This is a genomic window from Kosmotoga sp., assembly GCF_982836095.1.
Genome location: NZ_CEYIHJ010000022.1, coordinates 4,926 through 17,463, shown reverse-complemented (window position 1 = coordinate 17,463; position 12,538 = coordinate 4,926). Strand labels below are relative to the sequence as shown.

Annotated in this window: 14 protein-coding genes; 4 read left to right on the top strand and 10 right to left on the bottom strand. The window is 41.6% G+C overall.

Annotated elements, in window-relative coordinates:
* Positions 1 to 388: hypothetical protein (locus tag AC3LHT_RS02885; protein WP_488661917.1), on the top strand; the 388-nt coding region annotated here is incomplete at its 5' end.
* A 112-nt stretch (positions 389 to 500) separates the two neighbouring features.
* Here AC3LHT_RS02885 and AC3LHT_RS02880 read toward each other — a convergent pair.
* A complete protein-coding gene (locus AC3LHT_RS02880; protein WP_290644651.1) occupies positions 501 to 974 on the bottom strand; it encodes a hypothetical protein in 474 nt (157 codons plus the stop codon).
* A gap of 160 nt (positions 975 to 1,134) precedes the next feature.
* On the opposite strand from AC3LHT_RS02880, the gene AC3LHT_RS02875 reads away from it, so the two are divergent.
* The 3 genes from AC3LHT_RS02875 (at position 1,135) to AC3LHT_RS02865 (ending at position 2,915) form a co-directional block, all read left to right on the top strand.
* Positions 1,135 to 1,542, top strand: a complete 408-nt coding sequence (locus AC3LHT_RS02875) for a HEPN domain-containing protein (RefSeq protein WP_290644653.1) — start codon at positions 1,135 to 1,137, stop codon at positions 1,540 to 1,542.
* The gene (locus AC3LHT_RS02870) at positions 1,511 to 1,849 is read left to right on the top strand and encodes a nucleotidyltransferase family protein (protein ID WP_488661916.1); all 339 of its coding nucleotides are present in this window, start codon (positions 1,511 to 1,513) and stop codon (positions 1,847 to 1,849) included. Before AC3LHT_RS02875 ends, AC3LHT_RS02870 begins: the two co-directional genes overlap by 32 nt.
* Before the next feature lie 352 nt (positions 1,850 to 2,201).
* Complete coding sequence (locus tag AC3LHT_RS02865; RefSeq protein WP_488661915.1) at positions 2,202 to 2,915, top strand: SGNH/GDSL hydrolase family protein; 714 nt, start codon at positions 2,202 to 2,204, stop codon at positions 2,913 to 2,915.
* 44 nt (positions 2,916 to 2,959) lie between these two features.
* Here the strand turns inward: AC3LHT_RS02865 and AC3LHT_RS02860 are convergent, their stop codons facing one another.
* Genes AC3LHT_RS02860 through AC3LHT_RS02820 form a run of 9 tightly spaced genes read right to left on the bottom strand, consistent with a single transcriptional unit; the run spans position 2,960 to position 12,397 of the window.
* Positions 2,960 to 4,192 carry a Gfo/Idh/MocA family protein gene (locus AC3LHT_RS02860; protein ID WP_488661914.1) on the bottom strand — a complete coding sequence of 411 codons (1,233 nt, stop codon included), beginning with the start codon at positions 4,190 to 4,192 and terminating at the stop codon, positions 2,960 to 2,962.
* 13 nt (positions 4,193 to 4,205) lie between these two features.
* Complete coding sequence (locus AC3LHT_RS02855; protein WP_488661913.1) at positions 4,206 to 4,898, bottom strand: DUF3298 and DUF4163 domain-containing protein; 693 nt, start codon at positions 4,896 to 4,898, stop codon at positions 4,206 to 4,208.
* Between the two features lie 50 nt (positions 4,899 to 4,948).
* Positions 4,949 to 5,986, bottom strand: coding sequence for a glycoside hydrolase family 130 protein (locus tag AC3LHT_RS02850; protein WP_488661912.1), 1,038 nt, complete (start codon positions 5,984 to 5,986; stop codon positions 4,949 to 4,951).
* Positions 5,987 to 6,012: 26 nt separating this feature from the next.
* Positions 6,013 to 6,879, bottom strand: a complete 867-nt coding sequence (locus AC3LHT_RS02845) for a DUF6454 family protein (RefSeq protein ID WP_488661911.1) — start codon at positions 6,877 to 6,879, stop codon at positions 6,013 to 6,015.
* A 1-nt stretch (position 6,880) separates the two neighbouring features.
* A complete protein-coding gene (locus AC3LHT_RS02840; protein WP_488661910.1) occupies positions 6,881 to 7,705 on the bottom strand; it encodes an HAD family hydrolase in 825 nt (274 codons plus the stop codon).
* Positions 7,680 to 8,786: an ABC transporter ATP-binding protein gene (locus AC3LHT_RS02835; RefSeq protein WP_290644681.1), complete on the bottom strand. Its 1,107-nt coding sequence runs from the start codon at positions 8,784 to 8,786 to the stop codon at positions 7,680 to 7,682. The genes AC3LHT_RS02840 and AC3LHT_RS02835 overlap by 26 nt, the downstream gene beginning before the upstream one ends.
* 5 nt (positions 8,787 to 8,791) lie before the next feature.
* Entirely contained in the window at positions 8,792 to 10,459 is a 1,668-nt protein-coding gene (locus AC3LHT_RS02830) for an ABC transporter permease (protein ID WP_290644683.1), read from the bottom strand.
* Positions 10,460 to 10,515: 56 nt separating this feature from the next.
* Positions 10,516 to 11,508 (bottom strand): ABC transporter substrate-binding protein, encoded by a 993-nt coding sequence (locus tag AC3LHT_RS02825; RefSeq protein WP_290644685.1) that lies wholly within the window; start codon positions 11,506 to 11,508, stop codon positions 10,516 to 10,518.
* 52 nt (positions 11,509 to 11,560) lie between these two features.
* Positions 11,561 to 12,397: a PfkB family carbohydrate kinase gene (locus AC3LHT_RS02820; RefSeq protein ID WP_290644687.1), complete on the bottom strand. Its 837-nt coding sequence runs from the start codon at positions 12,395 to 12,397 to the stop codon at positions 11,561 to 11,563.
* Positions 12,398 to 12,538 lie beyond the last annotated feature (141 nt).

Here is a 12,538-nt window from a genome sequence, read left to right as displayed (position 1 = left end):
GTTTTTCACATATCCTTGTGTGTTCTGTTCACTGGACAACGTTTTTACCGACCCGAGCTACAAATGCGAAGGGTTTCACAGCATTTACTCAAATCTTCCGGCTGAATTTCCAGAAGCCATTATCAACAGCAAAGTTGCAGGCGGAAGAATAACAAAGGAACATCTCAAAATGAGCCCTGAAAAACGCAGGGAATTTATAGAGAGCCTTGAAGATTGGGTCTCGGATATAGAATTCAAGTCTTCCAATATTGATCCAGAAGATTTTGATATGGATCTTTTGGATTTAGAAGAGTTTGAAGAAGAGGGCATTTTCGAACGCTTGAGAAGCCACGATTATTGGCGGATTTACCGTCCAAGGTTCAGGAAGAAGCGCGATGAAATGAATTGAATTGTCTTCGTCAAAAATCCGAAAGTGCTGACCAGTAAAGTCTTTTCTTATTAACGGTCTTTCAACCGCCTAGGTTTGAGAGGTTCTTTTATCACGAGTACGTATGAATGCCTTATTTACTTTCCTTTGTTCTCGCTCTACGTTCCCAGACGAAAAACAACCAGGAAAAAAGCAACATTTGAAAGGTAACCTCGGGAAGTCCCAGCAAATGGTCTATTATCGCAGTTTTGGTATATATCAATCCTTCAATTGAGCCAGGTGTTGCCGCTACTGCTCCGATTAGTGTCAACCCCCATAGCACTCCAAAAAGCTTTAGCCATCCTCTTTTACTGTTAATTATGACATTGGAGAAAGGAAAAAGAACCAGAGCTAAAAACGCTCCACGCAGAATTTGTATCAAAGGGGCTGCACGAACGATGGCTGAATCTAAGGAACGAAAATTAGAATATGCTTCAGAAGAACTAAATTGCTCTCTATAACCCATTAAATTCATGAATATCAAGCCAGCAACTAAATAGGTAACAACATGAACGAGGGAAAAACGACCAAGATAACCCCAAAAATCCCTTTTTATTTCGTTTGACATACAAAAACCATCCTTTCTTTCGTGATAAAAATTCAATAAAGACAAACTATAAAGCTAGTATATCAAATAAGATTTTATGAATACAAACGCTGAGTAAAACCAAACATTTTTCTAAAGCGGCAAGTTTGGCAAATGTTATAATTTTTTAGAGGTGATATTTATGGCCGATAGATCGCTGGATTGGTTTAAGCAAGCTAACAGAGACCTTGAACATGCAACTGAAGCAGCACAAAACAGAAAGTACGAGTGGGCTTGTTTTGCAGCCCAGCAGGCCGCTGAAAAAGCCGTCAAGGCATTGCACCTATCTCTAGGCCAGGAAGCCTGGGGACATATGGTTAGCAGGCTGCTTCGTGAGCTTCCTGAAAATGTTGAGGTCACTGAGGAACTTATAGATAAAGGAAGGGCACTTGATAACTTCTACATTCCCGCAAGATATCCTAATGGGCACCCTGAAGGAGCACCATTTGAGTTTTTCGGAAAGAAGCAAAGCGAGGAGGCTATTCTCTATGCCAGTGAGATCATTGGATTCGTCCGTAATGAAATGGCCAAGCAAAAAAGAGATCATTGAAGCATTGAAAAACTGGAGTGATGAATTATTCAATGACAGAAATACCCTTGCAGTTGGTTATTTTGGTTCATACGCTCGCGGAAACTATGGTGTTGGCAGTGATCTTGATGTTATTACAATAATAAAAGAAACAAATACGCCCTTTGAAAAAAGAGGGATCAACCGGGGACTTTTCGCGATTCCCGTTCCGGTTGATTTATTAATTTACACCATCGATGAATGGAGAAAAATGAAAAAAGAAAAATCCCACTTTGCTCTTAAAGTCGAGGATGAAGTTGTCTGGCTTTTCAAGAAAGCTGATTTTTAGTCTATTTCTTTTTATTGAACAGGTTATCAAAGAAAAAGAGTTTTCTAAAGAGCGTTTTTTCTTTATCTTCTTTTTTGGGATTCCAGCTTAGCCAGGAATCTTTCCTTACCCTTATCTTCCTTTTCTGGCTTTCTATCGAACCACATAAAATCATCTCCAACGGTTCTTTTTAAACCATTAGAATGCTAGCATGAATGCACAGAAAAGAGAAATAATTTTAGGGAGTGATAACTGCTGGCTGTCCCAAAATTCAGTAACAGCCAACAATATCTGCCAGCTTTTTATGCTGATTCGCGTCAACAATACCACCAAGGGATATAATAAATATAAGCCTTTGATAGGGAGAGTCAATATGATGAATACTGTGGTATGCCTTGGTGATAGTATTACCTATGGCAATGTGGGTGTTAGTTACTTCAAAATGTTGAAAAATGAATTCATGGGAAAAGCAAACTTCATTAACAGCGGGATTAATGGAAATCTTTCCTATGATATTCTCAGAAGGCTTGATTCTATAATCGTTATGAACCCGGATTTCATAATTCTTCTCATAGGAACAAATGATGTTTGGGCTACCTATTCGGAAAAGGTCATGAAAGCTTATATGAGAAAAAACAAACTTCCTGAAAAACCTTCAAAAGAGAGTTATGCAAGAAACCTTACTCAGATTCTCAAAAGATTGAAAGTCGAAACCGGAGCACATATAGGTGTTATGTCGTTGCCTTTGATCACTGAAGATCCTGAGCATATCCTTTTTAAAAGAAGCATAGAATATTCCGAATTAATAAAGAAGATAACCCATGAAATGAAATTGCACTATGTTGGACTCAATGAGTGTCAACGTGACTATCTTTCAAAAAGGAAATCCAATCCATTGACTGAGCGGGAAATTTCCTGGCGCTTTACGGCTATGATGATGTTCAAGCATTTCTTTTTAAGAAAAAGCTGGGACATGCTTTCGCAAGAAAACGGATTCTTGCTAACAGTAGATCATGTTCACCAAAACAGTACCGGAGCTACTTTGATCAAAAACTGCGCTTCAGAGTTTTTAAAGAATTATCTTTAGCATTTTTAAGCACAAGATTTGAATTTTATCCAGCAAAACTTTAGTTAGATAAGTGCTTCGGTTACCGGGACGACCACTCCGCCCTTTACTCTGGATTTTTCAGCTGCAAAAGCCATCATGTGGCTGTGAACCGAATCTTCAAAGGCCGTGGTGAGCCTTTCTTTTTCGCCCTTCAACAGGGCTACGAATTCTTCTATAAGCCCTTCGTCCCCGCCACTATGGCCGCCTTTCACTTCCACAGGAATCACTTTTTTTGTATTCCCAAATATACTCAACTCAATGTAGCCCTTGTCAAGATCTCCGAATATTTCACCGTGCGAGCCACGTATTCTGATATGCCTGGTGATATCATCACTGAAGGCTGTCATGGTGAAGTTGGCAATCACGCCATTTTTGAAATGGAACATGGTTACCTGGTGGTCAACCACGTCGTTATCGGACGCATACACACACCTGCCATAGGGCCCTTCTCTCAATGCTTTAAGCCTTCCTTCTGTGGAAAGGTCAGTGGTAATAACTGAAACGGGCCAGCCGGTGTTTTCCGTTAGGTATATGCGGGTTGCCGAATATGGGCAGGAGTCTTTTAAAGAACAATCAAGGCATCTATCGGCTGCTTCTTTGGGCTTGTTTTTGGATTTGAAATGATAGAGCTTTCCAAGGGATATGACTTTTTCGCATTTCTCACCGATAAGCCAGTGCAATATGTCTGCATCATGACAGCTTTTCGTGAGTATGGTTGGGCCAGAGTCGTTCTTTTTTCTCCAGTTGCCCCGGACGTAACTGTGGGCAAAATGATAAAAGCCTATTCTTTCAACATGTTCAATCCCGATGAGGTTTCCTATTGCTCCCTCCTCTAACAGGGATTTCACCCTGGTGAAGAAAGGAGTGTACCTCAAAACATGGGCTATAGTAACACGTTCCCTGACCTGTGGAATTTGAAGCATTTTGAGAATCGCCTCGGGTTCCTGAGCAATTGGTTTTTCCAGAAGAACCGTATATCCTTTCCTGGCGGCCACAATCGCAGGCTCAACATGAATTTTATCTGGCGTCGCGATTATGAGCCCATCGCTTAACCTGTCTTTTGAAAGAAGTTCCCACCAGGTTGAGAATTGGTTCTCTTTTGCCACTCCATGTTCAACGGAAAACCTTTCCCTTTTTACTGCATCAGGTTCTGCAACGGCAACGACTTTCACATCTTTTCTTCCATGCAATAGTTTCCCATAAGCTTCATAGCCCCTATTGCCAGCACCTATAACACTTATGCTTACCTGCTTCATTTATTTCACTCCTTCACTCTTCAGTTGTAGATATCAACAATTTATCACCGAAAAGCTCAAAAGGAACTGAGAATTCAACGATACCTTCCACATATGGCGCAATTTCATATAGGCCATAATAAATCGCAAGATTGTCATTTTCAAGGTAAAATCCCGTTCCGGAAAGATCTTTTATCTCACTTATGAAGAATTTTTGCGGCTCGGTTTTTAGGATTTCCTTTAATTGTCTATTGATTTCTTTGACTATTGCTTCTTTAAAATCGTAGCGGCACGCAAAGAGCTCCGAGAGGTTAGTAATTCTGCCCCGTGACAGATCGAAGGTATAAGCAGTCCTGAAGGTCATTCCATGAGCCCCACCAGTATATTGGTAAAAATCCACATAAAAACTGAGATACTTGCCTTTGTTGTAAGTTACCTTATGACTCACATTTATTTTATAAGGTCTGAACCCCCAGCCCATCTTCTCGAATTCAGCCGCTTCAATTTCGGCATATTTGTAAAGCTGGGAAAGGGCAAGGGAAAAATCGTCTTGAACTATATGGTTTATATACAATTGCATCGGAATATTGTTTAAGCCATACACATAAGGCAGGTTGACATCTCCCTGAACCTTTTCCATAAGAGAAATAGTTGTTTCCGAAAGTTCCACACCTGCAAAGATTACAAAAGGAAACAACAGAAGCATCAAAATTGCGAGTTTCTTCATGAGTAACCCTCCTGCCATTTATTCGCTCTTATTAGCTTAACACGAAAAGATTAACAGGGGTTGAGTGTTTTCAGCACATTATCCAAATCGGCGATAAATACACCAATACAATAATCGCTCACTCCGCCTATCCACAGGAGTTTGTCCTGATATATTATCAAACCGTCACCAAAGATAACCATGGCCCTGTCTCCATATTCCTCATTCAATCCTATGGGAGTGAGCAGGTAATCACTTACCGCCTTGAGCTTGCCATTACCATCCACAAGCGCAAGTCCATTTCTATATGATAAATCCTCTTTCAATACCGCATGCCAGCCGACCAGATATTCGTCATCTGACAGTTTTACAGTGTTGGTTGACCAGCCAACTTTGTGTTCCCAGCTTTCTGGTAGCAGAACCGGTTCAATATCTTCGATATTAAAAGCAAGGCTCTCTAAATTGCCACTGGCGTGCCAACAGGCTAATGTTTTTCCAACTTCAAATCTGGTGAGCATTGAAGCGTTATTTCCCGTTATTTTTATAAAGGCACTGTCTTTCGTTGTTTTTGGAAGAAAGGATTCTCCTTCATCTTCGATACTAAAATAGCCTTTTCTTTTAGGTGTGTAATTCTGATCAAGCTCAGCGAATCCAAGTACATCACGCCTTAAAAGCTCGTTTTTCTCACCATAATAATAGCCTTTGCCCGTGTAAAGCAAATAATAGCTATCTTTGTGTATCGTTACCCGGGCATCTTCACAGCCAAGGAATTCCCATAGCTGTTGTGGCCAAAGGATTATCTCGGTTTCAATGTTTTTGCTTGTTTCCCCTCGCAAAAGCTTTTCAACATCAAGAGAGAACACGCCTATGCTTGAAGTGTATTTGTAATAGTCAAAGATAAGCCTTGGAAAGATGTGAAGCTTTTTACCGTTCAAGACTGCTCCCGGGTTGAAAATAGCGATTGGCCTGGTTCGCAAATAATTTGTTATTTTTATGTTTTCAGGACCTATGTAATATCTTTTCTTGAACACGTTGATCTGGCAGTTTTTTCTTGAGCAGTTTTTGTGCTCCTTCAATTTGTCCAGCAGTGCCTTCTCGATTTTGTTCATAGCCAGACCTCTTTTCATAGAGAGTTTTAAGGTAGATATGGCTTGGTGGAAGGTATCAACTTGAACATATAAATGGTGGTGACGTTATCTTCAGGGCTGAAATAAAATGTGCCTTTATGAACTGAAAAGCCTTCGTGTGATAGTGGAATCCTTCCAGTTTTACAACTTGTAAACCCTGTCTCCACACGTTTAACGACTTTTCCTGTGTCCAGGTCAAGCCAGTCTACCATGCCAAAAATATCTTCGTATCCATGAAAATAAGGATAACCAAATATATATCCTTCGGGGAGTTCTCTGGGTTTTCTAGTGTCGCCATTGCATAAGAGCAAGCCGCTTTCAAAATCATAGTGAATATCCTGATAAGCGCATACATAACCCATTCTCTGGCTTATACCCGGATTTAAAATTTTCTTCAATATGTTGCCTTCAAAATCCGTTATGTAAATGTACACAGAATCCCAGTTTGCAAGATATAATCTGTCTTTGCCATTTGAGGCTACGGCCCCTATGTGATCATCGAATTTCAGCACTTTCACAATTTCCATATCTGAGGGCTCAATTGCAAAGATGAAAGATCCGGATTCACGTTTGTACCCCGCGGCAGGAGCCCAGAGATATTTGCCATCATAAAATATACCGCCCACGTGAATCGTTAACTCACCCGGAGTTATTTCTCTGGCAAGGTCCTGTTCTTTTTCCGTTTCAAGTGTTGAACGATCTACTTTCCAGAGAAGCCCTCTGTTATTTATTTCATCCACCGAACTAAGAAAAAAGGCTCTGTCTGTTACAGCAAGTCCTTGTACATGATATGTCTTAAAGGGAAGTTCGACAGAGCCAATGGGCTTCAGGTTTGAAGGCCCTAAAACGGGGAATGTTGTTGAATCCATCTTCATATCATAGATATCTCCTTTCGAAAAGCAGTTCGTTAAGCCTTTCGAGCACGTTTTCGGGATTTTCCTTTATAATGATGTCAGCTACTTCACTTAACACTGAATGGCTTTCGCCAGCTGCTACTCCAATCCCTGCGCGCCTTAGCATTTCAAAATCATTGGGGTTATCCCCAAGAGCAATTGTATTCTCAGGAGAAATTCCAAGCAACTCACATAGGCGGACCAGTGCTGTGCCTTTGTTGACTCCTCCAGGCAATAACTCGAGGAAAACTTTTTCGGATCTTAAAACGGAGCAAAATTTCTCAAATTCCGGTCCTATATTTTCCTGTATTTCATCTACGGTTGATGGCTCGTCAATTATCATAACTTTGGCGAGATCGGTATGCAATAGTTCTGAAAGAGGTGAAGATTTCAGCTCTATTCCATCATGAATACGAAAATCCTCGATCAACGGCGAAGAGTTGAAAACGTATGAGCCCTCTTCGGTGAAAAACACGGCATGAAGCTTTTCAGCTTGAAGGATTTCAAAAAGCAGGCGCTTTTCGCTCTCTTTGAAAAACGCCTGGTATATATATTCCCTCTTTAGAGGGTCAAATATCTTCGCACCGTTGTACAGGATCACAGGTTTCGTGATTTTCAGCTTCGCAATGTAAGGCAATGCGGATTCCAGGATTCTGCCGGTGGCAATTGTGAGGTCTATACCTGAGTTTCTAAATTTTTCGGCACTTTCTATAACTTTCTCAGATAGCGTAGAATCTTTCTTCAATATGGTGCCATCGAGGTCGCTAATTATCAGCTTCAGGTTATTCTTCACTTCGTGTATCCTCAACCCTGACCACCGTGGTTGAATTTCGGTCGAATTTCAACCCTACTTTCTCTCCTGTTGAAGGTAAGGCACTTGAATAGGGATTAATCATATCCACTTCAAAGGTGGTTCCCTCGCTTGAAATTTCAAAAGTCACCATGTTTCCGGTGTATATACTGTTTTCAATTGTTCCGGTAAGATCACCCTTGTCCGCAGATGTAATGGCAATGCTCTCGGGTCTGACAACCACTTGCACCTTTTCACCTATTTTCCATCCATTGCGTGCTATTATTGCCTCTACTTCTTTGCCATTAACCAACTTCACTTTTACAAATTGCGGTTTGACATCCGTGATAGTAGCTTCCACAAAATTCGCCCTGCCAATAAAAGAAGCCACGAATTTGTTTGCAGGGAAACGATAAATATTTGCGGGCGTGTCTTCTTGCACTATTTTCCCGGATTTCATAATTACAACTTTATCCGAAAGCGTCATGGCTTCCAACTGGTCATGTGTTACATAGACACTGGTGATTCCCACTCGTTTTTGGATTTTTTTCAATTCGATTCTCATCTGTTCTCTCAATTTTGCATCAAGATTGGACAACGGTTCATCAAGCAACAGCAATTTCGGCTCAAGCACGATCGCTCTGGCAAGGGCAACCCTTTGTTGCTGCCCGCCGGACAATTTCCCCGGGTAGCGGTTCTCAAGCCCTGAGAGACCTACTATTTCGAGAATGTCGTGCACTTTTTTCTTTATCTCGCTTTTGGTGAGATTTTTTATTTTCAGCCCATAGGACACGTTTTCAAAGACATTCATATGTGGGAATAGCGCATAGCTTTGAAAAACCATGGCTGTGGGGCGTCGATTTGGGGGAAGGTTGTTTACCACAGTATCATCTATGAGAACATCTCCTCCATTTTGAATCTCAAAGCCTCCAATTATCCTCAGGGTAGTTGTTTTTCCACATCCCGATGGTCCCAAAAGAGTCACAAGCTCACCCTGTTTTACCTGAAAAGATATACCATCCACTGCCTTCACTATTCCCTGACCATGAGGGTCTTTGAAATGCTTTGAAATATTTTTCAACTCGACAAATGCCTTCATCTATTTCACCTCGCTATCTTTCGCTCATAGGAAAATCTGTAAGTCAACATTCTCAATAAGAACATCATAATTATCACGATGAATATCAAAACGTAGCTATACGCCGCCGCTTGTGCCAGATCACTGTTCTCGACCGAGCCCAATATTGCCACAGTAACGAGATTCCAGCTGCCTGAAACCACAAAAATCACAGCGCTTATGGCGGTCATGCTTTTAACAAAGGTGAAGAATAGCCCGGAAAAAAAGGCTGGGGTTATAAGGGGTAATGTCACTTTCCAGAATGTTGTGGCACTGCTGGCCCCCATATCCAGCGAAGCTTCTTCAATGGATTTATCGATCTGCTCCAGCGCTGCTACGCCATTCTGTACCCCCACAGGAAGGTTTCTGAATATGAAAATCAATATGATTATCGCCGCTGTTCCCGTTAATACGAAGGGTTTGTTGTTAAAGGAAAGCAAGTACCCTATACCAACCACAGTACCAGGAATGGCAAAGGTTAAAAGTGAAGTGGCTTCTGTGAACCTCCTTCCAGGGAATTCCTTTCGCGCGACAAGATAAGCGATCAACATGCCAAGGATTCCGGAAATTGGAGTGGCAATAGCTGCCAAAATAATGGTGTCTTTTATGTATTCAAGTCCGACATCAAAAACGAACTTGTAATTTTCCAGTGAAAGCGTGTGGTTAACTCCCCACAGTTTTGTGAAGGAGCCATAGAACACCGTCCCATAGAACATGAGTATTGTTGCTGTAAAGATGAGCAGTATGACAGTAAAGAGTGCTTTAACAGACTTTTTGGGTTCTAAAATGCCCATCGAAGATGGTTTCCCGGTTACGGTAACGTATGACTTCTTTGAAAGCCAGTATTTTTGCAGCGTGAATGCAACGATAGTTGGGACGAGAAGCAATATGGCCAGCCCTGAACCGGTGGAAAGGTTAAAAGATCCCGTGATTTCAAGGTACGCTGCAACGGAAAGCACCTGGTAATTACCCGAAATGATCATTGGGTTACCAAAATCGGCCATGGATTGTGCAAACACAAGTAGCCATGCTGAAAAAATCCCGGGCATGGAGAGAGGAAATGTCACTTTCCAAAAAGTTCTCCATTTGCTATATCCCATACTCAAAGACGCTTCTTCGAGAGCAGGATTAATGGACCTCAATATTCCTTCAAGGCTTAAAAAAGCCGTGGGAAAATACGCAAGTGTCTCGACAAGGCTCAATCCGCCAAAGCCATAAATATCTATCTTGAGGCTGTCCTTCAGAATATCGTGCGTTATTACACCGTTTCTACCGAAGAGAAGAATTGCTGCCAGCGCTATTACAAAGGGGGGAGAAACAATCGGAAAAGTTGCAACGGTGGTAAATATCTTTTTTCCGGGAATGTTTACCCGTGTTATCGCAAAGGCGAAGATAAATCCCACAACAGTACCAATGCTCGCTACTGTTGCACCGAGTTTCAAACTGTTAATCAGAGGTCTCCTGAAATATACCTTTGTGAAAAGCATTTTATAGGTATTCCAGGAAAAATGCCCGCTATAGTCTTTCAAGCTGGTTATCGCGACCATCACAATGGGATATATGACAAACACACCGAGTAAAAGCCAAACTGCGAGCAGGGTTATAAACAATGTAGGTTCGTTAAAAATTCTTTTCAACTGCTTCGTAAAGTACATCCAATCCCTCCATAAAACAAGAGGGGAGGAGCACCTCCCCGCCTGTTCAAGTATGATCAGTCTCCATACTGAATTTCAGTCTTCCATCTTTCTATAAGCCTGTCTTTCTGCTGTCCAAAGTAAACAAAGTCCAGAGGAATTACGTTGACATCTGTGATTTTTACTGCACCCTCAACGACTTCTGCATCCGGGTTCAGAGGAACCCTGTACCAATTTTTCATGAGACTTTGTGCTTCTGCTGTTAGCATCCAATCAATAAACTTATGTGCCAGCTCAGGCTCTGGCCCACCCTTAATAACCGACATAGCTCCTATTTCGTAAGAAGTTCCATCTTCGGGAACAGTCAGTTTAACGGGATATCCCTTTGAAACACCCTTCTTTATTACGTCATGAGCAAAGGCAATACCAACGGTAACTTCCCCAAGGCCTACCTGCGTAACACAGGCTGAACCGGATTTGTTGTAATGATGAATCTGCTTATTGAGCTTTTTGTAGTAATCAAAGGCTTCATCTTCGCCCATGAGAGCAATAAGGCCAGCCAGAATTGTATATGAAGTACCTGACGTGTAAGGATATGCTACGGAAATTCTTCCTTTAAACTCTGGCTTAAGAAGATCCTGCCATGAAGTTGGCGCTTCTACGCCGAGTTCTTCTAATTGCTTTGTGTTACTCGCAAAGCCAATAACGCCCAGGTAGAAACCTGTCCAATATCCATCGTAATCTTTGAAAGCCAGGTCAAGGCTCCACGCATTCGGTGATTTATAAGGCTCGAGCAATCCTTTGTTCTTTGCCGCAATCTGGTCAACAGCCGGACCACCAAACCAGATACTGGCTCTTGGGTTGTTTCTTTCTGCTTCAAGTCGTGCTAAAACTTCACCTGAAGACATTCTTACCCAGTCAACCTTAATTCCGGTTGCCTTTTCAAAGGCTTCAATATAGATCTTCGCTTCGTTGACGTCCAACGCTGTATACATGTGAAGCACAGGAGCAGAAATGACTAGGGTTGCAAGAATCAGGACGCCAAGCAGTAGCAATGTTGCTTTTTTCACACCCAACACCTCCTTGAATTTCCCCATTTGTAGGGAGAAATAAAAATAATAATCAATGTTCCTTCTTTTTAAATGGACCTGGGTACTGCATTTTTTCGGTAGTTACTTCCGCTGCATATTTCAATGCCCCGGGCAATTCAAATTTTCCATAACCAACAACAAAAGCCGCTGTACAGGTATCGCCCCTGCCCGTTCGACCTTCGAGCTTCCAGCTGCCAAATGGCGCTTCATACATTTCTTTCCCGTTGAAAAGAACCACGCTTTCAGACTGTGTTCCTATTACCATTTCAGGTCCCATTTGCTGAATCTTTTGAACAGCTTTTTTAAGATCATCAATACCCGTTAGAATTCTGGCTTCTTTGATATCTACTTTGAAAAGGTTGAAAAGTTCAAGGTATTTTTCTTTCTTATCCCAATCTCTGTAAACCATCTTCCCACTTTCAACATTTCTGAGAAATCCCTGAGCGTCTCCGATCAAAAAACCAGCGTTTTGGCGCACCAAATGCAACAACTCTTCGGGGAATTCTCCATGCCATAGTGGGTTAACATGAATGATTTCCCTGTTTTCAGCGGGTAAATCCCCTTTGCTGAAAGGTTCTGCAAGTGATAGGATTCTGCTTCTTCTGTCATCGGGGTTTGGAGTTGGATAGTAGTTTTCTATACTCGTTGTGGTAGAGCTAAGAAGGTAATGGGTTTCTACGCCTTCTTTTTCCATTGAAGCGAATACTTCTAAATCCTTTTTAGCACATTTTGTAAAAACCTCTGCTTTCTCTCCCAACTGAACAACAGCTACACTCCCGAAATAAACTCCTCCACCGGGGATGATTTTCTTATCTTTTATCACGATATTGACGTCTTTTGAAACATGTCCAATAAAGGTTATTTTCACTAAACATTCTCCTCCCGATAAATGCCACGCAAGATTTTAAGAGATTCAATGTAGTCTTCTTCAAAACGGTCTTTGCTGTTGATCTCCAACGTTATTATGCCAGTAAAATCCTTTTCTTTGACCAGCTTGTCAAGCTGGTCA